Genomic DNA, 24,744 nt, shown 5'->3' with positions numbered 1-24,744 from the left:
TTGGGCGATATCCCAGTGGCTTCTCGCGCCCCGGTGGTCGATCCTTTTCCCGTTAATATCCATATATTTCAATGGTTGACAGGTGATCGCGGCGTTACTACGATTTCGATACATCTGATGTTTGGTCGTCCCCGGGAGGTCCGATGCACGAACCGCTGCTCAGCCTCGAAGGGATCTCCAAGGGCTTCCCCGGCGTCCAGGCACTGTCCGATGTGCACCTGGAGCTGCGGGCGGGCGAGGTCCACGCGGTGGTCGGCGAGAACGGCGCGGGCAAGTCGACGCTCATGAAGCTGCTGGCGGGCATCCACCAGAAGGACGCCGACGTCATCCGCATCGACGGCCGCGAGGTCGACATCGACAGCCCGCGGGCCGCGCAGGAGCTGGGGATCAGCATCATCCACCAGGAGTTCTCGCTGATGCCGGACCTCACCATCGCCGAGAACATCTACATCGGACGGGAGCCGCGCACCGGCCTCGGCCTGCTCGTGGACGACCGCAAGCTCAACCGGCTCGCCGCCGACCTGTTCGCGCGCCTGGGGATCGAGCTCGACCCGCGCACCAGGGTCGCCGACCTGCTCGTGGCCCAGCAGCAGGTCGTCGAGATCGCCAAGGCGCTGTCGTTCGACGCGCGCATCCTCATCATGGACGAGCCGACCGCCGCGCTCACCGAGTCCGAGACCGCGAACCTGTTCCGCCTCATCCGCGACCTGCGGGGCGAAGGCACCGGCGTCATCTACATCTCGCACCGCCTCGGCGAGCTCAAGGAGATCTCCGACCGGATCACCGTCCTGCGCGACGGCGAGTACGTCGACACCCTGCCGACCGCCGAAGCCGAACTGCCGCACGTCATCTCGCTCATGGTCGGGCGCCACCTCGCCGCCGGGTCGCGGACCAGGCAAGGGCCGCAGACGGACCGGCCCGTGGTCCTGGAGGTGCGCGGCCTCGGCGACAAGGGGCTCCTGGACGACGTCAGCTTCGACCTGTGCGAAGGCGAGATCCTCGGGTTCGCCGGGCTCGTCGGCGCGGGACGGACCGAGACCGCCCGCATCCTCTGCGGCGCCGACCGGGCCGACCGCGGGCAGATCCTGCTGCGGGGCCGGCCGGTGAAGATCCGGACCCCGGCCGACGCCGCGCGGCTGCGCATCGGCTACCTCTCGGAGGACCGCAAGCGCTTCGGGCTCATGCTCGACCAGGACGTCGGCTTCAACATCCTCGCGTCCTCGCTGGCCGACCACGCCAACGCGCTCGGGTTCATCCACGATGGACCGGCGCGCCGCAGTGCGCAGACGTACGCCGAGCAGCTGCGCATCCGCACGCCGTCGCTGCGCAGCGAGGTCCGGACGCTCTCGGGCGGCAACCAGCAGAAGGTCATCCTCGCCCGCTGGCTCGCGCGCGACTGCGACGTCCTCATCTTCGACGAGCCGACCCGCGGCATCGACGTCGGCGCGAAGGAGGAGATCTACGAACTCCTCGACCGCCTTGCGGGCGAAGGCAAGTCGATCATCATGATCTCCTCCGAGCTGCCGGAGGTGCTGCGCATGGCCGACCGGATCGTCGTCATGTGCGAGGGCAAGGTGACCGGCGTCCTCGACGGGGCCGCGGCCGACCAGAGGACCGTCATGGAGTACGCCACCCGGTCGGGGGCACACGGAGGGATCGCCAGATGAAGCAAGTGGACACCGCCGAACCGGACTCCGGGGACGTCCTGCGCGCAGGCCCGCGCGGGGTCCTCGGCCCCTCCTGGAACCTGGTGCGCCGCCAATTGCAGCAGGTCCTGGCGTTCGCCAGCCTCATCGTCCTCGTCGCGTTCTTCGCGATCGCGAACCCGAACTTCCTGACCTGGTCGAACCTCAGCGGCATCCTGCTGTCCACCGCGGTCATCGGCATCCTCGCGCTCGGCACCACCTTCGTCATCATCACCTCCGGCATCGAGCTGTCGCTGGGCACCGGCATGACGCTCGCGGCGGTCATGACCGGCGTGATGCTCACCGGATGGGGCCTGCCGCTCATGGTCGGCGTCATCGGCGGCGTCCTCACGGGTGCGGTCATCGGGCTGATCAACGGGCTCAGCATCGCCGTGCTCAAGATCCCGCCGTTCATCGCGACCCTCGCGATGATGCTCATCGCCCAAGGGCTCGCGCTCGTCATCTCCGGGACCGCGCCGATCTACTTCACCGACGTCCCCGGGTTCACCGACATCGCGCTGGCCTCCGTCATCCCCGGCGTCCGGCTCCCCAGCGCCGTCCTGATCCTGTTCGCGCTCACCGCCATCGCCGCGCTCATCCTCGCCAAGTCGGTCCTGGGCCGGTACTCGTTCGCCATCGGCAGCAACGAGGAGGCCGCGAGCCTCTCCGGGATCGCCGTGCGCAAGTGGAAGATCGCCGTCTACACGCTCTCGGGCTGCTTCATGGGCATCGCGGGCGTCGTCCTGGCGGCGCGCCTCAACTCCGCCCAGCCCGCGCTCGGCATCGGCTACGAACTCCAGGCGATCGCGGCCGTCGTCATCGGCGGCACCTCGCTCCAGGGCGGCAAGGGCAGCATCATCGGCACGCTCATCGGCGCCCTCATCGTCGGCACCGTCACCAACGGCCTGCGCATCATGTCCATCCCGCAGGAATGGCAGTCCGTCGTCATCGGCCTGGTCATCCTCGCCGCCGTCTACATCGACATCCTCCGCCGGGGCAGGTAGTCCGGCTCCTCCTCCCCCGCAACCAGATCCGTCCCCCCACGAAACGGAGAACCCCATGATGAAACGCAGGGCCGTACTCGTCGCCGCGCCGGGAGCCGCGCTCCTGTTCGCCGGCTGCGGCGACGACGCCACCGAGGGCCTCGACCCCGACAAGCCGTACATCGCGCTGGTGTCCAAGGGCTTCCAGCACCAGTTCTGGCAGGCCGTCCAGGACGGCGCCGAGCAGGCCGCCGCGGAGTTCGACGTCGAGATCACCTTCGAAGGCCCCGACTCCGAATCCGAAGTGGCGCAGCAGATCGACATGCTCCAGACCGCCCTCGACCGCGATCCGGACGCGATCGGGTTCGCCGCCCTCGACTCCCAGGCCTCGGTGCCGCTGATGACCGAGGCCGAGAGCCGCGGCATCCCCGTGGTCGCCTTCGACTCCGGCGTGGACTCCGACGTGCCCGTCACCACCGCCTCCACCGACAACCTCGCCGCGGCCGCGCTCGCCGCGGAGCACATGGTCGAACTCATCGGCGGCGCAGGCAAAGTCGCGCTCGTCGTCCACGACCAGACCAGCGTCACCGGCGTCGAGCGCCGCGACGGGTTCGTGGAGTACATCGAGCAGAACGCGCCCGGCGTCGAGATCGTCGACATCCAGTACGGCGCCGGCGACCAGCTCGAATCCACGAACATCGCCACCGCGATCATCGAGGGCAACCCCGACCTCGCCGGGATCTACGGCGCCAACGAGGGCTCGGCCATCGGCGTCGTCAACGCCGTCCAGGAACTCGACCGCGTCGGCGAGATCGTCGTGATCGGCTTCGACTCCGGCCAGGCACAGATCGACGCGATCATGAACGGCGTCATGGCCGGAGCCATCACCCAGAACCCGGTCGGCATCGGCTACGAGACCGTCAAAGCCGCCGTCGCCGCCATCAACGGCGAGGACCTGCCCGAGACCATCGACACCGGCTTCTACTGGTACGACACCACGAACATCGACGACCCCGAGATCCAGGAAGTCCTGTACGAGTGATGAGAACTCCGGGCCCGTCCGGGGGGCGGGCCCGGTCACTCCCTACAGGACCGGCTCGAAGCGGGCCGTGAAGTGGCGCAGCGCGTTCGGCTCCTCCACGATCCGGTAGCCGGGGAGCCGGTGGGCGCGCTCGGCCAGGCGCTGGCACACCTCGATCACGTAGTCCATGTGGGACTGCGTGTAGGTGCGGCGCGGGATCGCCAGGCGCACCAGGTCCATCGGCGCGGCCTCCTCGGTGCCGTCGGGGCGGCGCCCGAACATGACCGTGCCGATCTCGCAGCTGCGCACGCCCCCGAGCTCGTACAGGGCGACCGCGACGGCCTGCCCCGGGTACTGGAGCGGGTCGAGGTGCGGCAGCAGCGAGCGGGCGTCGATATAGACCGCGTGGCCGCCAATGGGACTCAGCACCGGGATGCCGGCCTTCTGGAGCGCCTCGCCGAGGTACGCGGTCGAGGTGATGCGGTAGCGCAGGTAGTCGTGCTGCACGACCTCCTTGAGGCCCTGGGCGAGCGCTTCGAGGTCGCGCCCGGCGAGACCGCCGTAGGTCGGGAAGCCCTCGGTGAGGATGAGCAGGTTCCGGCACTCCTGCGCCAGGTCGGAATCGTCGAGCGCGAGCCAGCCGCCGATGTTGCCCATCGGGTCCTTCTTGGCGCTCATGGTCATCCCGTCGGCGAGGCCGGCGATGTCGCGCACGATGTCGACCACGTCCCTCTCGCCTTGGCCGTCCTCGCGTTCGCGGATGAACCAGGCGTTCTCGGCGAAGCGGCAGGCGTCGAGGAAGAGGAGCTTGCCGTACTTGTCGCAGACCTCGCGCACGCCGCGCAGGTTTGCGAGGGAGACCGGTTGTCCCCCACCGGAGTTGTTGGTGATGGTGACGAACACGCACGGCACGTCCGGGCCGCGTTCGGTGAGCAGCTCGTCGAGGGCGTCCAGGTCCATGTTGCCCTTGAACGGGTGGAGCGAGGAGGGGTCCTTGCCTTCGGCGATGACGAGGTCGACGGCTTCGGCGCCGGTGGCCTCGACGTTGGCGCGGGTGGTGTCGAAGTGGGTGTTGTTCGGGACGATCCTCCCGGGTCCACCGAGGACGGTGAACAGGATGCGCTCGGCGGCCCGGCCCTGGTGGACGGGGATGACGTGCTCGAAGTCGAACAGCTCGCGCACGGCGTCGCGGAACACGAAGTACGAGGGGGACCCGGCGTAGGACTCGTCGCCGTGCTGGATCGCGGCCCACTGGTCGCGGCTCATCGCGCCGGTGCCGGAGTCGGTGAGCAGGTCGATGAGGACGTCGTCCGCGTGGAGCTGGAAGAGGTTGTAGGAGGCGGCCGCGAGGCGCTCCCGGCGGTCGGCGGCGGTGGTCATCCTGATCGGCTCGACCGAGTGGATGCGGAAGGGTTCGATGATGGTGCGGAATGCGGGCTCGTCCATGCCCACATCATTGTGCTTTCCAGGGCCTCTGAGAAGGACGAACACGACTCGATCCGGCCGTTTCGCGTTACGATCGCGATCTGATTCACGAGAGGGCCTTGCGAATGGAAACCGGGTTGGATCGCATGGACTGGCGGCTCCTCCAGGAGCTCCAGGCCGATGCGCGACTGTCGTTCAACGAGCTGTCGCGGCGCGTGCACCTGTCGGCGCCGGCCGTGGCCGAGCGGGTGCGGCGGCTGGAGACGAGCGGGGCGGTCACCGGCTACCACGCGCACGTGGCGCTGGAGCGGGCCGGATATCCGGTGCAGGCGGTGGTCGTCATGGACTGCTACGGGCCCTCCTGCCTGCTGCGCGACCCCGACGTGGCGGCCTGGCCGCAGATCCGGCAGCTGTTCCGCATCACCGGGGACGGCTGCTCGGTCCTGGTCGCGGCGGTGCCGTCGATGGCCGAGTTCGAGTCGTTCATCGACCGGCTCGCCCGGTACGGGCGGCCCAGTAGCAGCATGGTCCTGTCGCAGCCGGTCGAATGGTCGCCGGTCGTGGAGCTCGAAGGGGGAGAGCAATGACCGAGACGCCGAAGCCCGCCGCCGAGGACGCGGCCGCGCGGGGACTGGACGTCGAGTTCGTGCCGCGCGACCCCGAGACCGGGATGCCGCTCGTCCTGGGGCCCATGGGGGTCAAGACGATCGTGGTGCGGCACAAGGACGGGTTCGTGTTCGTCCTGGTGCCGTACGAGGGCCGGTTCTCGTGGCCGAAGGTGCGAGCCGTGCTGGGCGTGAACAAGCTGAAGCTGCCGGACGCCGACGAGGCGTTCGCCGCGACCGGCTACCGGCGGGGCACGATCACCCCTCTCGGTGCGGCCGAAGCGTTCCCGGTCCTGGCCGACGAGCGGCTGCGGGGCCGGGAGATCCTCGTCGGGTCCGGCTCCCCCGACTTCGCGGCCCGCGTGGACGCGGACGCCCTCATCCGCGCTTACGGCGCGGACGTGGTCGACCTGTCGCCCGAATGACTTGGTACGCAAGTGAAGGGGACGGAGACGGGGCCCGGGGATCGGCCGAGCCCCGCTCCGGGGTGCCTCCCAGCGTAGAGGCCGCGCGTATACGTCGAGTACACGCGGAGCACGGAGCGCTCACGCAGCGCCCCCTGTTAACGTGAACCCCATGCGCTTCAGGGTGCTGGGACCGCTCCGGGCGGAGTCGGAAGGGCGTGAGGCGGCGCTCGGCGGGCCGCGGCAGCGGGCCGTCCTGGCCGCACTGCTCACCGCCCCCAACGAGACGCTGAGCCGCGCCCGCCTCACGGAACTGGTGTGGGACAAACCGAATCCCTCCGCCGAGGCGAACCTGCGCGGCTACGTCTGGAAGCTGCGCGCGGCCTTGCGTGAGCCCGGCGAGGAGCGTCCGCGCATCCTGTGGGACCGGGGCTTCCGCATCCGCGTCGAACCCGGCGAACTCGACGCCTGGGAGTTCGACCTCCTTGCGGCGCAAGCGAGGCGGGACCGGGACGCGGGGCGGACCGCCGACGCCGCCGACGCCTACGGGAAGGCCCTGGCCCTGTGCTCGGGCGAGCCGTTCCAGGACGTCGAGGGCAGCGCCCGGTTCGAGGGCCTGCGCACCGCGCTGCGCGAGCGGCGCGAACGCGTCGTCGAGCAGTACATCGAACTGCGCATGAGCCTCGGCGAGCACGCCGACCTCATCAGCGAACTGCGCGACCGCCATGCGCGCCAACCGCTCTGGGAGCACCTGGCCGCGCAGCTGATGCTCGCGCTGGCGCGCTCGGGACGGCGCGGCGAGGCGCTGGAGGTCTACCGCGACACGCGCGCGGCGCTCGTCGAGACCCTCGGGACCGAGCCCGACAGCGAGCTCCAGGACGTCCACCGGCGGGTCCTGCGCGGCGAGAGCGGGCCCGAGGCGCCGCGCCCGGCGTCGATGCTCGCGCCGGTCGACCAGCTCCCGTTCGACCTGAGCGTCTTCACCGGACGCGACTCCGAGACCGCACTCCTCAACGGGCTCAAGGAACCCGGGACCGGCGTCGCGGTCGTCTCCGGCCCGGCCGGGGTCGGCAAGACCTCGCTCGCGGTCCGCTGGGCCCACCGCGCCAAGGACGCCTTCCCCGACGGGCGGCTCTACGTCGACCTGCGCGGGTTCACGCCCGGCGAGCCGCCGCTCGACCCCGGCGAGGCCCTGCGACGGCTCCTCGAAGCCCTCGGGACGCCCGCCGGGACCATCCCGGCCGGGACCGAGCAGCGCGCCGCCCGGTTCCGGGAACTGCTGGCGGACAAGCGGATGCTCGTCGTCGTCGACAACGCCAAGGACCCCGCGCAGGCCCGCCCGCTCCTGCCGGGCGCGCCCGGCTGCCGCGTCATCGTCACCAGCCGCAGCCGCCTCACCGGGCTCATCGCCTCGACCGGGGCCATGGTCGTCGCGGTCGAGACGATGGACGACGAGCAGGCCCGACCGCTCCTCGCCGCCCGCCTCGGGGCCGCGCGGCTGGACGCCGAACCCGAAGCGGTGCAGCGCATCCTCGACGTCTGCGCGGGCCTGCCCCTCGCGCTGGCGGTCGTCGCCGCGCGCGCCGCGGCCCGTCCCGAGGACCCGCTCGACCTGCTCGCCGACGAGCTGTGCACCGCCGCGACCCCGCTCGACAGCCTCCACAGCGACGACCCGGCGACCGATCCGCGCTCGCTCCTGCGGTGGTCGTACGAGCAGCTGGGCGAGGAGGCGGCGCGGCTGCTGCGGTTCCTGGGCCTGCACCCGCACCTGGACTGGTCGGCGCCCGCGGCCGCGAGCCTGCTCGGCGCCGGCCCCGAACGCACCGGGGCCGCGCTCGCCGAGCTGGTCGAGGCGAACCTGCTGCGGCGCCGGCCCGGGCGGCGATACGGCTGCCACGACCTGGTGCTGGCGTTCGCCGACGAGGTCGCGCCGTCCCCCGCCGAGTCCGCCGCGGTCGTGGAGCGGATGCTCGACCACTACCTGCACACCGCGGTCGCCGCGAGCTTCCTGCTCAACCCGCACCGCGACCCGATCCCGGTGGGGCGGGCCAAGACCGGGGCCGTCGTCGAGCCGCCGGCCGACGGCGCNGGCGCGGCGGCCATGGCGTGGATGGGCGCCGAGCGCGCCGCCCTGATGGCCGCCGTCCGCACCGCCGCCGCGCACGGGTTCGACGCGCACTGCTGGCAGCTGGCGTGGACGCTCCACGACTACCTGCTGCGGCGCGGGCGCCGCCACGACCAGGCCGCGGTCTGGCGGTCGGGGCTCGACGCCGCGGACCGGTTGGGCGACACCGCGGTCCAGACCAGGGCGCACCGCCAGCTCGCGCAGGCGCTCGCGCACCTGGGGCGGCGCGAGGAGGCGCGCGAGCACCTCGAACAGGCGCTGCGCAAGGGCAAGGACCTCGACAACCCCGTCGACCAGGCCCACACGCTGCAGGTGTACGGCGTGCTGTGGCACCGCGAGGGCGCCTACGCCGAGGCGATCGACTGCAACCGCCGCGCCCTCGACTGCTACCGGACCGCCGGGCACCGCGCGGGCCAGGCGGGAGCGCTCAACTCGATCGGCTGGATCCTCACTCTCACCGGGGACCACGAGGCGGCGATCGCCTGCTGCGAGCAGGCGCTCGCGCTCATGCGGTCCATCGGCCACCGCTCCGGCGAGGCGGCCACCGCGGACAGCCTCGGCGTGGCCCACCACGGCCTCGGGCAGTACGACGAGGCCGCGGCGTACCTGCGCCGGGCCGTGGACCTGTACCGGGAGACCGATTCACGGGCCGGCGAGGCGAAGTCGCTGACGCGCCTGGCCGACGTGTACGAGGCCGCGGGCGACGCCGCGGCGGCCGCCGCGGCCCTGGAGCAGGCGCTCCCGGTCCTCGAAGGGCTCGAACTCCCCGACGCCGCGGCGGTCCGCGCCAGACTCGACGGCCTCCGCGGCCGCTGATTATCGTTGCGGTCATGACGATCCCAGCGAACTCCCCTGACGCGACCCTCGCCGAGGCCCCGAAGCTCCAGGCCCGCAACTCCGCCGCCTTCTGGGCCGCGACCGGCCGGGCCCGCGGACACGAGGTCATCGAACGCCGCGCCTACCTCGCCGTCGCGGGCGACGAGCGGGCCGGACTGCGCGTCCTGATCCAGGAGGACGACCTGAGCGCCGAGGAGGCGGCCGAGATCGACGCGCTGATCGCGGGCGCGGCGGGCGCGGTGAACGTCGAAGACCCGTTCAGCGCCCACGACCTGGCCCGTTCGGGGATGCGCAGCTGGCAGATGCCGGTCATGCTCCGCCAGCCCGGGCCCGTGGCCGAGCCGTCCATGGCGGTGGTCCGCGTCGAGGCGGAGGCCGACCTCCAGGCGGCCGAGCGGGCCGTGATCGAGAGCTTCGGGCTGAGCCGGTTCGAGCCGTACCGCGCCGGTGAGCTGTTCCCGGCCGCGCTGCTGAAGGAGCCGGGCGTCGAGGTGTTCATCGCGCTCCTCGACGGCGAGCCCGCCGGGGCCGGGGTCACGGTGGAGGCGGCCGGGATCGGCAGCCACTACTGGGTCGGGACCTTCGAGGCGTTCCGCTCGCGCGGCGTGGGCCGGGCCGTCATGCTCGGGTCCCTCGCGCCGCTCGTGCACCTGCCGGTGACGCTCACCGCGTCGAGACTGGGCGTGCCGCTGTACGAGAAGCTCGGCTACACCGCGGCGGCGCCCTCGACCTGGTGGTCCTCGACCCCGGGTTAAGCCACAGCTCAGGGGTATCCCACTGGACCCGGCTTGACGTCCGAGAGCGGGTCGCGTAAGGTTCGGGCCATACATGCACTGATTGCAATGTATTATTGGTTTTGAAAGTGGGTTTCAATGGGACACGGTCACGACCACGCCGTCGGGCACGCGGGCAGCCGCCACGCGTGGCGGCTGCGCGTCGCCCTGGCGCTGATCGGCGGGTTCTTCGTCGTCGAGCTGGTCACCGGGCTCATGTCGGGGTCGCTCTCGCTCCTGTCCGACGCGGGCCACATGGCCGCCGACGTCGTCACCCTCGCCACCGCGCTCGTCGCCACCCGCCTGGCGACCCGCCCGGACACGACCGGGCGGCGGACCTACGGCTCCTACCGGGCCGAGGTCTTCGCCTCCGGGTTCGCGGTCCTGGTCATGTTCGGCATGGCCGTGTACATCGTCGTCGAGGCCGTCGGCCGCATCGGCGCCGCGCCCCAGATCGAGGTCGGGCCGATGCTCGTCGTCGGCGCGCTCGGCCTCGCGGTCAACCTGGTCGCCATGTGGCTCCTGCGGGCCGGGGCCGGCGAGAGCCTCAACGTCAAGGGCGCCTACATGGAGGTCGTCGCCGACACCGCCGGATCGGTCGGCGTCATCGCCGCGGGCATCCTGGTCGCCGTCACCGGGAACGCGTTCTGGGACACCGCGGTCGCCCTCGCGATCGGGATCTTCGTCGTGGTCCGCGCCGTGCCGCTGGGCCGCCAGGTCCTCGGCGTCCTCGCCCAGCACGCCCCGCACGGCGTCGACCCGGCCCGCGTGACCGCCGACCTCGCCGCGATCGAGGGCGTCGGCGGCGTCCACGACGTGCACCTGTGGACCCTCACCTCCGGCATGAACGTCGCCACCGCGCACCTGGTCACCGAGCCGGGCGCCGACGACCACGCCGTCCTCGACCGCGCCCAGCACCTCATGCGCGACGAGCACGGCATCGCCCACGCCACCGTCCAGCTCGAACCGGCCGTCCACGCCGGCTGCGACGAACCCGGCCGCTGCCCCGCGCCGGTCACCCCGGAGGCGGCCTCAGGCAGGGGATGAGCGCGCCCGGGCCCGTCTCGGAGGGGTACCGCCAGTACCTCCCTCACCGGCGGTTGCGGTCGTACGGTGGAGGTATGGATCGAAGCCAGGACGTCACCGAGTTCCTCAAGTCGCGGCGCGACCGCATGAGCCCGGACCGGGCCGGGATCTTCGGGTCGGCGCGGCGGCGGGTGCCGGGGCTGCGGCGCGAGGAGGTCGCGTTCCTGGCCGGGGTGAGCGTGGACTACTACGTGCGCATGGAGCGCGGCGACCTGCGCGGGGTCTCCCCCGAGGTCCTGGACGCGCTCGCGCGGGCGCTCCAGTTGGACGAGGCCGAGACGGCGTACCTGCACGACCTGGCCGCGGCGGCCGGGCCCGGGGCGCGCAGGCGGCGCGAGAAGCCCGCCGAAGCGGTGATCCGGCCGGGCTTGCAGCAGTTCATCGACGCCGTCACCGGCGCGGCCGTCACGGTCCTGAACCGGCCCGGGGACCTCCTCGCGGCCAATGCGCTGGGACGGGCCCTGTACGCGCCGGTGCTCGACAGTCCCGCCGCGCGAGGGAACATCGCGCGGTTCCTGTACCTCGACCCGGCGTCGCAGCGCTACTGGCCCGACTGGGAGCTCATCGCCGACCAGAACGTGGCGTCGCTGCGGTCGATCGCCGGGCAGCACCCGCACGACAAGGCGCTCACCGACCTCATCGGGGAGCTCGTGACCAGGAGCGACGCGTTCCGAGTGCGCTGGGCCGCCCACGACGTCAGGTTCCACCGCACCGGCGTCAAGCGCCTGCACCACCCCGAGGTCGGGGAGCTGGAGCTGGCGTACGAGGTGATGGAGCTGCCCGCGAGCCCTGAGCTGCGGATGACGGCTTACACGGCCGCGCCCGGGACGCCCAGCGCCGAGCGGCTCGCGCTCCTGGGCAGCCTCGCCGCCAGCGCCGAGCAGACGGACGACACCGATGTGAGCGCCGGGCGCAGCGGCGAACGCGAGGGTTAAGGGAGTAACGGCAGTCCCTCCCGGGCGCGCGGAATCGTTTGTAGCGTCGATTCCATGAGCGAGAGCAATGCGAATGTCGACCTGAACAACGGCGTGCGGATGCCCCTGCTGGGCTTCGGCGTCTTCCAGACCCCGCCCGACGAGACGCGGAACGCGGTCGCCGAGGCGCTGAAGACGGGCTACCGGCTCATCGACACCGCCGCCGCGTACGGCAACGAGCGCGAGGTCGGCCAGGCCATCGCCGACTCCGGGCTGGACCGCGACGAGGTGTTCATCGAGACGAAGGTGTGGATCTCGGACTTCGGGTATGAGGAGACGCTGCACGCGTTCGACAAGTCCGCCGGGAAGCTCGGCGTCGACCACCTCGACCTGTTCATCCTGCACCAGGCGCTGCCGACCGCGTTCGACAAGACCATCGGCGCCTACAAGGCACTCGAAAAACTCCTGGAGGACGGCAAGGTCCGCGCGATCGGCGTCTCCAACTTCATGCCCGACCACCTCGACGCGCTGGCGGCGGAGACCACGGTCGTGCCGGCCGTGAACCAGGTCGAGGTGCACCCGTACTTCGCGCAGCCAGACGTGCAGGCCGCCGACGCGAAGCGCGGCATCCTCACCCAGGCGTGGTCGCCCATCGGCGGCATCACCGCCTACCGCGACACCGGGACCGGCTCGGTCTTCGACGACCCGGTCATCAACGCGATCGCCGAAGCGCACGGCAAGAGCCCCGCGCAGGTGATGCTGCGCTGGCACCTCCAGGAGGGCCGCTCGGCGATCCCCAAGTCCGTCAAGGCGCACCGCATCGCCGAGAACTTCGACGTCTTCGACTTCGAGCTCACCCCTGACCAGGCGCAGGCGATCGACGCCCTCGACACGGGCGTGCGCGGCGGGCCCGAGCCTGCCGACATCACGCTGGAGACGTTCGGCCGCGAGATCCCCGAAGCCTGAATCCACTGCGAGAGAAGGAAACCCACACCATGAAGGCCGCACTCATGTACGCTGCCGGGGACGTCCGCGTCGAGGAGCTCCCCGACCCCGTGATCGAGCAGCCCACCGATGCCGTCGTGCGGGTGGTGCGCTCGTGCATCTGCGGGTCCGACCTGCACCCGTACCACCAGATGCCGGTCACGCCCGGCGGGACGACGATGGGGCACGAGTTCATCGGCGTCGTCGAGGACGTCGGGGCCGAGGTCACCGGTATCCGCAAGGGCGACTTCGTGATCGCGCCGTTCGCGTGGTCCGACAACACGTGCGAGTTCTGCCGCGAGGGCCTGCACACCTCGTGCCTGCACGGCGGGTTCTGGAACAACGGGCAGGGCGTCCTCGGCGGGCAGGCCGAGGCGGTCCGGGTGCCGCTGGCGGACGGCACGCTGGTGGCCGTTCCGGGGATCGGCGAGGACTCGCCGCTGCTGGGCTCGCTGCTCACGCTGTCCGATGTGTACGGAACCGGCTGGCACGCCGCCCGCACCGCGCGGGTCGGTGAGGGCGACACGGTCGCCGTCATCGGCGACGGAGCGGTCGGGCTCATGGCCGTCCTCGCCGCCAAGCAGATGGGCGCCGAGCAGATCATCCTCATGGGACGGCACAAGACCCGCACCGACCTCGGCCGCGAGTACGGGGCGACGGACGTCGTCGCCGAGCGCGGCGAGGAGGGCATCGCGAAGGTCCGCGAACTCGCGGGCGGGCGCGGGGTCCGGAAGGTCCTGGAGGCGGTGGGGCACATGCCCGCGTACGAGCAGGCGCTCGGCGTCGTGCGCGACGGCGGGACCATCTCGCGCGTCGGCGTGCCCCAGTACGCCGAGGCCCAGCTCGGCTGGCCGTTCTTCGGCCGCAACCTGACCCTGACCGGCGGGCCCGCGCCCGCTCGGGCCTACATCGAGCCGCTGCTGCCGGGCGTCCTCGACGGATCGGTCGACCCGGGCAAGGTCTTCGACCGCGCCATCGGGATCGACCAGACGCCGGAGGGCTACGCGGCCATGGACGGCCGCGAAGCCCTCAAGGTCCTGATCGAGTTCTAGCGGCCCGATGCCGGCACCGCCGCCACGCCGTCGAGGCGGTTGTGGCGGCCGCCGGTGCGGCCGGTCATGCGGGCGGGGATGGCGGTTTTCGACCGGTAGAACTTGAGCGGGCTGGAGGAGACGGCTTCCTTGTAGGCGACGGCGGCCCGGCCGGTGAGGTACCAGCGGCTGGGGGTGTCGTCGGGGTTGGTGAACTGGATGACCGCGTCCTTGCGGCCCAGTGAGACCGGCTGGTGGATGTAGCCGAACCGGAACGGCTTGGGGGCCTTGCCCTGTAGCACGCGGGTGACCGATTCGGCGGTGTGGGCCGCCGAGGGGATACCGGACTGGCAGGTGCCGTGGATGAGGCCATAGCCCTGGCGGATCGCGGCCGCGTCGCCGATCGCGAACACCTCAGAGTGCGAGACCGACCGCAAGGTGGCGTCGACCTCGACGCGCCCGTGCGCGTCGACGGCGATCCCGGCGTCGGCGGCGAGCGGGTTGTAGGCGACACCGGTGGTCCACAGCGTCACATCGGTCGGGACGAGTTCGCCGCCTTCGAGTTCCACCGCCCCCTCCAGCACGCGGGCGACCGTGACGCCGGTACGGACCTCGATACCGAGGCGGTCCAGCGAACCTCGCATGTACTCGCGGGCCTTCGGGCCCATCATCGAGCCCGGTTCGCCGCGCGAGAGCAGGCGCACCCGCATGCCCGGGTAGGTCTCGGCGGCTTCGGCGGCCGCTTCGATGCCGGTCAGGCCCGCGCCGCAGACGGTCAGGACGCCTTCGGCGTTGGCGCGCAGCGCTTCGGCGAAGACCGGGTCGTCGATGGTGAAGGCGTGCTCCACGCACGGGGTGGCCGAGCCGAGGGCGTAGACCAGGACGTCGTAGGCGAGCTCGCGGCCATCGTCGAGCACGACGACGCGCTGTTCGGCGTCGATCCGGGCCGCGCGGCCCTTGACGAACGCCACCCCGGCAGGGGCCACGAGGTCGGGGATGGAGTGGGCGCCCAGGTCCTGGCCGACCGCGGCCTGGTGCTGGCGCAAACGCTCGTTGAAAATGTCGGTCGGGTTGACCAGGGTCACCTGGGAGGTCTTGTTGCGCAGGGCGATGCCGGTCGCGGCCATCATGCCGGTGTAACCGGCGCCGAGAATCAGGATGTCGTTCATGCCCCAAGGACGGGCGGCACCGCGGAAACGTGAGGTGCGGTGACCACCGTCACACTGCGCGGAGTTTTTCGGGGTTGGTGATCAGGTGGATCTCCTCGACCGCGCCGTCGACCAGGTACAGCATGACGACCGCAGCGGCGGCCTTGCCCGAGCGGACCACGATCGCCGGGCCGCCGTTGACGTCGGCGAACTCGATGCTTGGGTCCTCGGGCATGCGGCCCGCGAAGGTGACGAGGGCGCGGGCGACCAGGTCCATGCCGAAGATCGTCTTGCGCGGGGCCGGGGCGAGCCCGCCGCCGTCGCTGACCAAGGCGACGTCCGGGGCGAGGATGCCCATGAGCGCGGTGAGGTCGCCTCCGGCGCAGGCGTCCATGAAGGACATGGTGGCGCGCTTGCGGGTGGCGGCGTCGGTGTCGTAGCGGCGGCGCTTGGCGTCGACGTGCTCGCGGGCCCGCTTCGCGGTCTGGCGCACCGACTCCTCGCTGCGGTCGAGGATGCGCGCGATCTCGCCGTGCGAGTAGCCGAAGGCCTCGCGCAGCACGAACACCGCCCGCTCCAGCGGGGACAGGGATTCGAGGACCAGCAGCATCGCCGTGGAGACCGTGTCGGCCAGCGCGAGGTCGTCGGCGAGGTCGCCGCCGGTGGGGACCGGTTCGGGGAGCCAGGGACCGACGTAGGTGACGCGGGCGGCCTGGGCGCTGCGGAGGCGGTCGATGGCGAGGCGGGTGGTGACGGTGACGAGGTACGCGGTGGGGTCGTCGACGGTGGCGGCGTCGACGCGGTTCCAGCGGAGCCATGCCTCCTGGACGACGTCCTCGGCGTCGGTCATGGTGCCGAGGACGCGGTAGGCGACGGCTTGCAGCTTGCCGCGCTGGTCCTCGAAGACGTCCATTGGGCAAGGATATCGGGCCCCGGCGGGAGTGCCGGGGCCCGTGGTTCAGGCGCGCCTGATGAGGAGTGCGAACCCGGCGGCGGCGAGGGCGGCGATGGCGGCGCAGATCCAGAGGGCGCCGTCGGTGCCGACGGCGTCGGTGAGGGTGGCGATGATCGGGATACCGGCGGCGGTGCCGATGTAGCGCATGGTGTTGTTCACGCCCGAGCCCATGCCGCCGCGGTCGGCGGGGACGCTGTCGATGCTGAGGCGGGTCAGGGCGGGGTTGGCCGCGCCGTAGCCCGCTCCGGCGACCAGGAGCGCGGGGACGGCGTGCCACCAGGACCAGCCGCCGGAGAGGCCGACGAGGAGGGCCGAGCCGGCCCCGGCGACGAGGAGCGCGAGGGCGAGGAGCATGCCGGGGGTGAGGGCGATGCGCTTGACCTGCAAGGAGACCACGAACGCGGAGGTGGACCAGATGGCGATCATCGCGGCCGTCTCGATGGGGCCCAGGTGGGTCTCGGACTGGTACACGGTCGGCAGGTAGCTCATCATGCTGATGACGGCGATGCCGGTGACGAGGGCGCCGAGGGAGGCGACGAGGAACGCGGGCCGGGCGAACAGGCCCGGGTCGAGCATCGGTTCGCGGCCGCGGAGCTGGACGAGGACGAACGCGGCGGTGGCGACCGCGGCGGCGATGAGCAGGGCGATGACGAGGGGGTCGGACCAGCCCTGGCGGCCGAGGGTCAGGCTGGACATGAGGGCGGCGACGCCGAGTCCGAGGGTGATCGTCCCGGCGACGTCGGCGCGGCGGGGGTGCTCGGCGCGGGACTCGGGGAGGACGGCGCGGGCGGCCAGGGCCAGGCCGACTGCGGCCGCGGCGTAGAGCCAGTAGGGGCCGTTCCAGCCCCAGGCCGTTCCGAGGAGCGCGGCGAGGACGCCGCCGACGCCGACTCCGAGGCCGAGCATGGCGCCGTAGACGGCGGTGGCGCGGCGGCGGTCGTCGGCGCCGGTGAAGGCCGCGCCCATGATGCCGAGGCTGGAGGTCAGGAGGGCGGCGCTGGCGGCGCCCTGGATGATGCGGGCGGCGACGAACACGAGGGTGTTGGGGGCGAGGGCGGCGAGGAGGACGGCGGCGGCGAAGAGCCAGGCGCCGAAGACGAGGACCCTGCGGCGGCCGTGGTTGTCGGCGAGGCTGCCGGAGGTGAGGAGCGGGACCGCGAGGCCGAGGGAGATCGCGTTGATGATCCAGGTCTGGCCGGTGGCGCTCGCGTGGAGGTGGGCGGCGGTCTGGGGGGCCAGGATGAGCGGGGTCGAGTAGTTGAGGATGACCAGCAGCGGGGCCGCGCAGAGGATCGCCAGGAGGGTGCCGGTCCTGGTGGGGGCCTTGGCCGGGGTGAGGGTGGTCGCCATGGGTGCTCCTTGGTTCGTTCAGTGAACTCACTGGAGCGTAGCAGTGTCGGTTCGTTCATTGAACCGGGGTAGGATCCAGGCATGGCACTGGGCAAGGACTACGTGGGGCAGGACTGCTCGCTCTCGCGCGCGCTGGAGCTGCTCGGCGAGCGGTGGACGCTGCTGGTGGTGCAGAACGCGCTCTACGGCGTGCGCCGCTTCAGCGACTTCCAGGTCCGCCTCGACATCCCCAAGGCGGTCCTCTCCGACCGACTGGCGCACCTGATCGAGGGCGGGGTGATGCGCAAGAGCCAGTACCAGACGGCGCCGCCGCGCTACGAGTACCTGCTCACCGACGCCGGGATCGAGCTGTGGCCGGTGATCTTCGCGATCGGCGTGTGGAGCCGCCGCAACCTCGGCGGCGAGCCGCCGCGGCTGTTCCGCCACGCCGAGTGCGGCACCGACCTGGTGCCGTCGGGCGACTGCCCGAAGTGCGGGCCGATCGAGCCGGCCGAGGTCGAGATGTACCCCGGCCCCGGCCCCAAGCGCATGGACCCGGTCAGCCGGGCGATGAACCGTCCTCGCCGGCTGCTGGAGCCGGTGATTCCGGAGCAGTGAGCGGATCGGTCGTGAACCGCTTCGTGACGTCGGCCGCGACCGGTCGCGCCACGAGCCACAGCAGGGCCGCGAACGCCCAGCCGAGCAGGAGCACAACCGCCTCGGAGCTGGCGAGCACGACGGCCGCGGCGACGACGATGATCGAGAGGACGCCGAGGGTGGACTTCCAGGAGAGGAAGAACTCGGCGGCCGCCACGCGCAGGACGTCGCGGAAGCGGAACGAGAAGAACGAGGTCACCACCAGCAGGTGACCGGACCACACGGCGAGGACGACCAGCAGGACCGCGCCGACCGGCCGCAGGACCGTACCACCGGCGACCGCCCCGGCGAACAGGACGTTCACGGCCAGGACCGTGGCCACCGCGAGGACCGGGACCCACCAGGCGAGCGTGTCGCGCAGGTTGAGCCGCAGCCCGCGCAGGAGCGGGCGGGCCGGGCTCAGGTCCGGCTCCTTCGCCCAGGCGCGCTGCGCGTACAGCGCCGCCGAGAGCGCTGGCGCGACCGGCAGCAGCGCGGCCGCGAAGAGCACCGCGTTCGTCGGCTCAGGCGCCAGCAGCGTCCACAGCAGCAGGGTCGGGACGCCCGCGAGCGCGAGGAACAAGCCGAGGACGAGGTACCGGTAGACCGCGGCGGTCAGCCGGGAGAGCGCCCCCGGTCCGACCTCGTCCGCATGCGTCGCGTTCATGACCGCAACTGTCGCACTTCGGTCTCGGCGACCAGGACCCGGTCCGCGCCGACGCGGCGCTCCGGGCCGGTGATCCGGCGCTGCACTGCGGCGTGCACGTCGGTGCTCGACTGCGCGACGCGCAGTTCGACCGCCCCCGGCTCGACGATCCGGTCGCCGCCGGCGCCGACGAACGAGGCGAGGTCGGCGTGGAGGCGGAACCGGACCTCCGCGGACTCGCCCGGAGCGAGCGACACGCGCCGGTAGGCGATGAGGCGCTGCTCGGGGCGTGTCACCTGCGCGACCGGGTCGTGGAGGTAGACCTGGACTACGTCCTCGGTCACCACGGCGGTCTCGTTGGCGAGAACGACGCTGACGTCGGTGGTGCCGTCGCCCGCCCAGTCCTCGGTCTCGGTCGCCACCGGCCGCCAGGTGAGCGACTGGTACGAGAGGCCGTGGCCGAACGGGTAGAGCGGCGTCGGGTCGATGTTCGACACCTCGTTGGCGCGACCCAGCGGCGGCGCGAGGTACGTCGAGGGCTGGCCGCCGGGCTCGCGCGGGATGCCGACCGGCAGGTGCCCGCTCGGGTTCACTTCGCCCACAAGGACTTCGGCGAGCGCCTGCGCGCCCTGCTGGCCCGGGAAGAACGCCTGCACGATGCCCGCGCACCGGTCGGCCACGGCGCCGAGCGCGTAGGGGCGGCCGGTGAGCAGGACGAGGACGACCGGCTTGCCGGTGTCCAGCAGCGCTTCGAGCAGCGCCTGCTGCTCCCCCGGGAGGCGCAGGTCGGCCGCGTCGCAGCCCTCTCCCGAAGTGCCCCTGCCGAAGAGCCCGGCGCGGTCGCCGAGCGCGGCGACGATGACGTCGGCGTCGCGGGAGGCTTCGATCGCGGCGGCGAAGCCGTCCCGGCCCGGGGCCATGACGTCGCAGCCGGGCGCGCTCGCGACCACCTCGACGCGGGTGGCGAGTTCGTCGAGGACCGTGGGGATGTCGATGCCCAGGCCCGTCTCCGGGTGGTGGACGCCGACGTGCGCGGGGAACGAGTAGCAGCCGAGCATCGCCATCGGGTCGTCGGCGAGCGGGCCGACGAGCGCGACGCGGGCGCCGGCCGCGAGCGGCAGCGTCCCGTCGTTGTCGACCAGGACGACCGCCTCGCGCGCCAGGCGGAGCGCGATCTCGCGGGACTCGGTGTCGTCGAAGGGGACGTCGTTCGCAGGGTTCGGGTCGTAGTCGGCCTCGATGAGGCCGAGTTCGATCTTCTGCTCCAGGACCCGCTGGAGGGCGCGGTCCACGAGGGACTCCTCCAGCTCGCCCGATCGAACCGCTTCGATGAGCGGCGCGCCGAAGGCCGCGACCGACGGGAGCTCCACGTCGATGCCGGCCCACAGGGCACGGGCGGCGGCCTCGCCGTCGGTGGCCGCGACCCTCTGGAGCGTGCGCAGGAACGCGATCGCGAAGTAGTCGGCGACCACGACGCCCTCGAAGCCGAGCGTGCCGCGCAGCAGGTCGGTGAGCAGGCCGCGGTCGCCCGCGGCCGGCATCCCGTCGACCTCGGCGTACGAGTTCATGACCGACCGGGCCCCGCCGTGGCGCAGCGCGGTCTCGAAGGGCGGCAGGAAGATCTCCGCCATCTCGCGCGGGCCGGCCGAGACCGGGCCGTGGTTGCGCCCGGCCTTCGAACCGGAGTACCCGGCGAAGTGCTTGAGCGTGGCCACGACGCCCTCGCCCTCGATGCCGGCCACATAGGACGCGCCGATGGTGCCGACGAGGTACGGGTCCTCGCCGATCGACTCCTCGACGCGGCCCCACCGGTAGTCGCGCACCACGTCGAGGACCGGCGCGAGCCCCTGGTGGACGCCGACCGAGCGCATCGAGCGGGCGATGCGCCCCGACATCTCCCGCACCAGGTCCGGGTCGAAGCTCGCGCCCCACGAGAGCGGCACCGGGAACGCGGTCGCGCCCCAGGCGGCCAGCCCGGCCAGGCACTCCTCGTGGACCTGGGCCGGGATGCCGAAGCGGTTGGCCGCGATGATCTGCCGCTGGGCCCGGGCGAGCGAGGCCGCGCCGGGCCCGGGACCGACCGGGCGGGTGCCGAAGGGCCGCGTCAGCTGCCCGAGGCCGTCGGTGATGACGTCCTCGAAGGCGGGCGCGTCCTGGCTCATGTCGCTCTGGTGGGGTGCGACGTCCCCGCCGGAGGCGTCCGCGCCGACCCAGAGGCCGACGAGCTGGCTCGCCTTCTCCTCCAAGGTCATCGCGGCCACCAGGGCCGCCGCCCGCTCGGCCCGGCCGAACCGGTGGTCGTGCCAGGGCTTGAGATCGGTCGGCGCGGCGGTGGTGTCGATGTCGGTGGTCATGTATGTGGTGTTTCCCTTGAATATGTGACGCGGACTCAGTGGACCGTCCGCGTCATCCCTTGACCGACCCCAGCATGACGCCGGAGACGAAGTAGCGCTGTACGAAGGGGTAGACGCACAGGATCGGGATGACGGTGAGGATCATCGTCACCGCCTGGATGTTCGCCGAGACCAGCGCGGTCGTCGTGCCCGCGGCCGCCGCCCCCTCGGAGGCCGTCGTGGACGCCCCCGCGATGAGGTTGCGCAGGAACAGGGTCACCGGGAACAGCTCGGTCTTGTCGAGGTAGAGGAACGCGGCGAACCAGTCGTTCCAGTACGCGACCGAGTAGAACAGCACCATCGTGGCGATGACCGCCTTCGACAGCGGCAGCACGATCCGCCCGAAGATCCCGTACCAGCCGAGCCCGTCGATCTGCGCGGCCTCTTCGAGGTCCTTGGGGAGGCTCTCGAAGAACGACTTCATGACGAGCAGGTTGAACACGGAGATGGCGCCGGGGAGCACGATGGCCCACATGGTGTTCTTCATGCCCAGCGAGGAGATGAGCACGTAGTTCGGCACGAGGCCGCCGTTGAAGAACATGGTGAACACGGCGATCCCGATGAGCGCCTTGCGTCCCTTGAGGTGCTTCTTCGACAGCACGTACGCGTACGTCGTGGTCAGGACCATCGCGATGGTCGTGCCGACCGCGGTGTACAGCACGGAGTTGCCGTAGTTGCGCCAGAACGTCTCGTTCTGCATGATCGCGGCGTACGTGTCGGTGTTGAAGCCGACCGGCCAGAAGCTGACCTGCCCGGCGTTGATCGCGCCCGGCGAGCTGAACGACTGGGCGAGCACGGTGATGAACGGGTACAGCATGAGCAGGCACAGCAGGGCGAGGACGACCGCGTTGACGGCGCCGAAGACGCGCTGCCCGGTCGTGTCCCGCGTCGCCGCCCGCGGGCGCGCCGCGGGCCGGTTCGTGTTCTTCGCGATGTCGGTCACCACAGGCTCGTCCCCACCATCCGCCGCGAGATCAGGTTCGCGGAAAGCACCATCACGAGGCCGATCACGGCCTGGAACAGGCCGATCGCCGCCGCATAACTGAGATTGTTCGAGACCAGGCCGACCCGGTACAGGTACGTCGAGATGACGTCGGCCGTCTCGTACGTGAGCGGGTTGTACAGCAGCAGGACCTTCTCGAAGCCGACGTTGAGGAACGTCCCGATGTTGAGTACCAGGAGCGTCATCATCGTCGGGCGGATGCCGGGGAGGGTGACGTGCCAGGTCTGGCGCCACCGGCCGGCCCCGTCGATCTTCGCGGCCTCGTACAGGGACTCGTCGACCGTGGTCAGCGCCGCGAGGTAGAGGATCGTCCCCCACCCGACGGTCTGCCACACCTCGGAGCCGACGTAGACCGCGCGGAACCACTCGGGCCGCTGGAGGAAGGGGATCTCCTCCCCGCCGAACGCCCCGATGATCTGGTTGACCGTGCCCTGCAACGAGAGCAGCTGCATGAGCATGCCGACGACGATGACGATCGACAGGAAGTGCGGCAGGTACGAGATGGACTGCACGATCCGCTTGAAGTGGCGCTTGCGCACCTCGTTCAGCATGAGCGCGAGCACGATCGGGAGCGGGAAGCAGACCACGAGGGTCAGCCCGCCGAGGATCGCGGTGTTCGTGAACACGTGCCAGAACGTCGGGTCGTTGATGAACATCTCGATGTACCGCAGGCCGACCCACTCGTCGCCGAACATGCTGCCGCCGGGGCGGAAGCGCCGGAACGCGATGACGTTGCCGATCATCGGGCCATACTTGAAGACCGCGAAGAAGATCAGCGGCACCAGGGCAAGGCTGTAGAGCTGCCAGTCGCGGCGGAACGCCTCGCTCCAGGTCTGCTTGCGCTTGCGGCGCCGCGGCTCCGGGTCCGCGGTGGTGCGGACCGTGATCGCGTCAGGGGCGCCCGCCCCGGCCGCGGCGCGATCCGCCGGCCGGGGGGACTTCTCGTCTTGTGTGAGGGGCATGTGCGCTCCCTCCCGTCCGCGTCGGGGCGGGCGCCCCGACCCGCGGATCAGGAGTTCTCCTCCTCGAACCGGTCGCGGGCGGTGTTGATCAGGTCGATGTACTGCTGGAGGCCCTGGGCCTCCAGCTCGGCCACGTAGTCGTCCCATTCGGCGATGTCGCGCTCGCCCATGATGAACCGCAGCGTGTTCGTGTCGACCGTGTCCTTGATCGGGGTGGCCAGGAGCGAGGCCTGCTCCAGTTCCAGCTCGTCGAGGGGCGCGGGCGGGTTCGGTTCGCGCGGGGTGCGCGTCGCGAGCACCGAGTCGATGTACTCGACGAAGGTCGCGGTGTTGTACGACTCCTTGAGCGCGCGCGACTCGGTCGAGTCGGCGAACACCGAGTTCGACCAGCCGAGGTCGGCCTGGATGTCGGTCGCCGCACCGGGGTTGATGTTGTAGGCGTTGAGGGAGTACTCCGGCTTGAGGGTGATCTTGCCGTCGGCGTCCTTGGTGTAGGTCTCGTCGAGGATGCCCCAGCGGAGCAGCTCGCGGGCCTCGGGGTTGTAGTAGATCCAGTCGAGGAACTGGAGGGTGGCGAGGAAGTACTCGGACTCGGCGACCTCGGAGTTGAGCATGAAGCCGTTCCAGAAGTTGCGGGGTTCGCACACCTGGCCGGCGGGGCCGCCGGGCGGGGCGATCTGGAGGACCTCGTAGTTGCCCTCGCCGACGGTCTCGTTGAGCGCCTGCGCGAACTCGATGGCGGTGCCGCTCGAACCGGACGCGGCGAACACGAGCTCGTTGGCGAACTTCTCGGCCACGCTCCCGCCGCCGCCGCCGTCGTTCGCGGCGGTGAGCGACTCGGTGTCGAGCAGGCCGTCCGCGACGAGGCCGCGGAAGTACTCGACCATCTGCTTGTAGCCCTCGGAGACGGCGGTGTACTGGAGCTTGCCGGAGCCGTCGTCCATCATGCCGTCGCCGAAGCCCCAGCCGGCCTGCGCGCCGAAGGCGTGCGAGGCGTAGTTGAGCATCGAGGCGGCCTCGAAGCCGTCGGCGAGGGGCTTGGAGTCGGGGTACTCGGCCTTGATCTTGACCAGCGCCTCGCGCATCTCGTCCCAGGTCTCGGGGATGCCGCCGCCGACCGTCTCGAACACGTCCTTGCGGATGACCAGCGTGAACACCGGGACCGAGACCTCCTGGAGGCCCGGCAGCATGTAGTACTTGCCGTCGGCCTGCTTCAGGTTGTCGATCATCTCCCCGAGGTCCCACTCCTCCACGTACTTCTGGAAGTGCGGCATGTGCTCCACGTAGTCGCTGATCGGGAGGATCGCGCCCGAGGAGACGAAGGAGTCCTCGTCGCCGGTGTAGATGAGCGGGATGACGGAGGGGGCGTCGCCCGCGCTGATGAGCAGACTGCGCTTCTCCACCGCGTCGCTGAAGGGGATGGTCGTGACTTCGAGCTTCACGTTCGTCCGCTTCTCGATCTCGGTGAAGAACTGCCACGAGTCGGTGATCGGCAGGTCGGGCCACTCGGTCCACAGCAGCGAGAGGGTGAACGCCTCGGTGGCCTTGAACTGCGAGTCCGCGGCGTAGTCGTCCATCGCACCGGTCGACTGGGCGTCGATGTCGACCTCGTCGCCGCCGTCCTCGCTGCACGCGGCCAGCGCGAGGGCGCTGGAAGCGGCGATCGAGATGCCGAAGAGGCCGCGGCGGGTGGGTCTGAACGGCGTCCGCCGGAAAACGTCTGTCATGTCTCTCCTCTTTGAGATCCCCGTGTTCCGCCCAGCGGCGAGCGCGGCGTCCGTTTCAGACGCACGCGCTTG

Annotated in this window: 21 protein-coding genes; 12 read left to right on the top strand and 9 right to left on the bottom strand. The window is 71.3% G+C overall.

All coding sequences use genetic code 11. From position 1 onward, the window contains the following. Positions 1-143: 143 nt before the first annotated feature. From DI269_RS11110 to DI269_RS11100, 3 genes are read left to right on the top strand one after another with little or no spacing between them, the layout of a single operon-like run. Complete coding sequence (locus DI269_RS11110) at positions 144-1,667, top strand: sugar ABC transporter ATP-binding protein (RefSeq protein WP_112135770.1); 1,524 nt, start codon at positions 144-146, stop codon at positions 1,665-1,667. Then, positions 1,664-2,689 carry an ABC transporter permease gene (locus tag DI269_RS11105; RefSeq protein WP_112135768.1) on the top strand — a complete coding sequence of 342 codons (1,026 nt, stop codon included), beginning with the start codon at positions 1,664-1,666 and terminating at the stop codon, positions 2,687-2,689. The genes DI269_RS11110 and DI269_RS11105 overlap by 4 nt, the downstream gene beginning before the upstream one ends. Positions 2,690-2,744: 55 nt before the next feature. Next, positions 2,745-3,710, top strand: a complete 966-nt coding sequence (locus tag DI269_RS11100) for an ABC transporter substrate-binding protein (RefSeq protein ID WP_112135765.1) — start codon at positions 2,745-2,747, stop codon at positions 3,708-3,710. A 42-nt stretch (positions 3,711-3,752) separates the two neighbouring features. Here the strand turns inward: DI269_RS11100 and DI269_RS11095 are convergent, their stop codons facing one another. Beyond that, positions 3,753-5,135 carry a tryptophanase gene (locus DI269_RS11095; protein ID WP_112135763.1) on the bottom strand — a complete coding sequence of 461 codons (1,383 nt, stop codon included), beginning with the start codon at positions 5,133-5,135 and terminating at the stop codon, positions 3,753-3,755. Between the two features lie 116 nt (positions 5,136-5,251). Between DI269_RS11095 and DI269_RS11090 the strand changes: the two genes are divergently transcribed. The 8 genes from DI269_RS11090 to DI269_RS11055 all read left to right on the top strand — a co-directional run bounded on the left by DI269_RS11090 (position 5,252) and on the right by DI269_RS11055 (position 13,894). Continuing rightward, on the top strand, positions 5,252-5,701 hold the full coding sequence (locus tag DI269_RS11090; RefSeq protein ID WP_112135761.1) for an Lrp/AsnC family transcriptional regulator: 450 nt from the start codon (positions 5,252-5,254) through the stop codon (positions 5,699-5,701). Further along, positions 5,698-6,144, top strand: a complete 447-nt coding sequence (locus DI269_RS11085) for an aminoacyl-tRNA deacylase (RefSeq protein WP_112135758.1) — start codon at positions 5,698-5,700, stop codon at positions 6,142-6,144. The genes DI269_RS11090 and DI269_RS11085 overlap by 4 nt, the downstream gene beginning before the upstream one ends. 151 nt (positions 6,145-6,295) lie before the next feature. Further along, positions 6,296-9,064 carry an AfsR/SARP family transcriptional regulator gene (locus tag DI269_RS11080; RefSeq protein WP_112135756.1) on the top strand — a complete coding sequence of 923 codons (2,769 nt, stop codon included), beginning with the start codon at positions 6,296-6,298 and terminating at the stop codon, positions 9,062-9,064. Positions 9,065-9,078: 14 nt separating this feature from the next. After that, the gene (locus tag DI269_RS11075; protein ID WP_112135753.1) at positions 9,079-9,840 is read left to right on the top strand and encodes a GNAT family N-acetyltransferase; all 762 of its coding nucleotides are present in this window, start codon (positions 9,079-9,081) and stop codon (positions 9,838-9,840) included. A 117-nt stretch (positions 9,841-9,957) separates the two neighbouring features. Continuing rightward, positions 9,958-10,905 (top strand): cation diffusion facilitator family transporter, encoded by a 948-nt coding sequence (locus DI269_RS11070; RefSeq protein ID WP_112135751.1) that lies wholly within the window; start codon positions 9,958-9,960, stop codon positions 10,903-10,905. A 74-nt stretch (positions 10,906-10,979) separates the two neighbouring features. Beyond that, positions 10,980-11,879 carry a helix-turn-helix domain-containing protein gene (locus DI269_RS11065; protein WP_112135748.1) on the top strand — a complete coding sequence of 300 codons (900 nt, stop codon included), beginning with the start codon at positions 10,980-10,982 and terminating at the stop codon, positions 11,877-11,879. Positions 11,880-11,933: 54 nt separating this feature from the next. Then, entirely contained in the window at positions 11,934-12,824 is an 891-nt protein-coding gene (locus DI269_RS11060; protein ID WP_112135746.1) for an aldo/keto reductase, read from the top strand. Between the two features lie 29 nt (positions 12,825-12,853). Next, positions 12,854-13,894 (top strand): zinc-dependent alcohol dehydrogenase family protein, encoded by a 1,041-nt coding sequence (locus DI269_RS11055; protein WP_112135744.1) that lies wholly within the window; start codon positions 12,854-12,856, stop codon positions 13,892-13,894. Here the strand turns inward: DI269_RS11055 and DI269_RS11050 are convergent. Genes DI269_RS11050 through DI269_RS11040 form a run of 3 tightly spaced genes read right to left on the bottom strand, consistent with a single transcriptional unit; the run spans position 13,891 to position 17,326 of the window. Continuing rightward, positions 13,891-15,042, bottom strand: a complete 1,152-nt coding sequence (locus tag DI269_RS11050) for an NAD(P)/FAD-dependent oxidoreductase (protein ID WP_112135742.1) — start codon at positions 15,040-15,042, stop codon at positions 13,891-13,893. The two genes, DI269_RS11055 and DI269_RS11050, sit on opposite strands and share 4 nt — an antisense overlap. A 49-nt stretch (positions 15,043-15,091) precedes the next feature. Beyond that, positions 15,092-15,934, bottom strand: a complete 843-nt coding sequence (gene sigJ / locus DI269_RS11045; protein ID WP_112135739.1) for an RNA polymerase sigma factor SigJ — start codon at positions 15,932-15,934, stop codon at positions 15,092-15,094. 45 nt (positions 15,935-15,979) lie between these two features. Then, a complete protein-coding gene (locus DI269_RS11040; protein ID WP_112135737.1) occupies positions 15,980-17,326 on the bottom strand; it encodes an MFS transporter in 1,347 nt (448 codons plus the stop codon). 81 nt (positions 17,327-17,407) lie between these two features. On the opposite strand from DI269_RS11040, the gene DI269_RS11035 reads away from it, so the two are divergent. Further along, positions 17,408-17,923: a winged helix-turn-helix transcriptional regulator gene (locus DI269_RS11035; RefSeq protein ID WP_112135735.1), complete on the top strand. Its 516-nt coding sequence runs from the start codon at positions 17,408-17,410 to the stop codon at positions 17,921-17,923. On the opposite strand, the gene DI269_RS11030 is transcribed toward DI269_RS11035, so the two are convergent. The 5 genes from DI269_RS11030 to DI269_RS11010 are packed head-to-tail and all read right to left on the bottom strand — an operon-like array spanning position 17,865 to position 24,672. After that, complete coding sequence (locus DI269_RS11030) at positions 17,865-18,608, bottom strand: DUF624 domain-containing protein (protein WP_112135733.1); 744 nt, start codon at positions 18,606-18,608, stop codon at positions 17,865-17,867. The genes DI269_RS11035 and DI269_RS11030 overlap by 59 nt on opposite strands. Next, entirely contained in the window at positions 18,605-20,941 is a 2,337-nt protein-coding gene (locus DI269_RS11025) for a beta-xylosidase/alpha-l-arabinosidase (protein ID WP_112135731.1), read from the bottom strand. Before DI269_RS11025 ends, DI269_RS11030 begins: the two co-directional genes overlap by 4 nt. Before the next feature lie 52 nt (positions 20,942-20,993). Beyond that, a complete protein-coding gene (locus DI269_RS11020; RefSeq protein WP_408612286.1) occupies positions 20,994-21,926 on the bottom strand; it encodes a carbohydrate ABC transporter permease in 933 nt (310 codons plus the stop codon). Further along, positions 21,920-22,945 (bottom strand): ABC transporter permease, encoded by a 1,026-nt coding sequence (locus tag DI269_RS11015; RefSeq protein WP_112135729.1) that lies wholly within the window; start codon positions 22,943-22,945, stop codon positions 21,920-21,922. Before DI269_RS11015 ends, DI269_RS11020 begins: the two co-directional genes overlap by 7 nt. Before the next feature lie 47 nt (positions 22,946-22,992). Continuing rightward, positions 22,993-24,672: an ABC transporter substrate-binding protein gene (locus tag DI269_RS11010; RefSeq protein WP_112135727.1), complete on the bottom strand. Its 1,680-nt coding sequence runs from the start codon at positions 24,670-24,672 to the stop codon at positions 22,993-22,995. Between the last annotated feature and the right edge of the window lie 72 nt (positions 24,673-24,744).

The organism is Glycomyces dulcitolivorans (assembly GCF_003265355.1).
Taxonomy (GTDB): domain Bacteria; phylum Actinomycetota; class Actinomycetes; order Mycobacteriales; family Micromonosporaceae; genus Glycomyces; species Glycomyces dulcitolivorans.
This window is presented reverse-complemented; position numbering and strand designations above follow the sequence as displayed.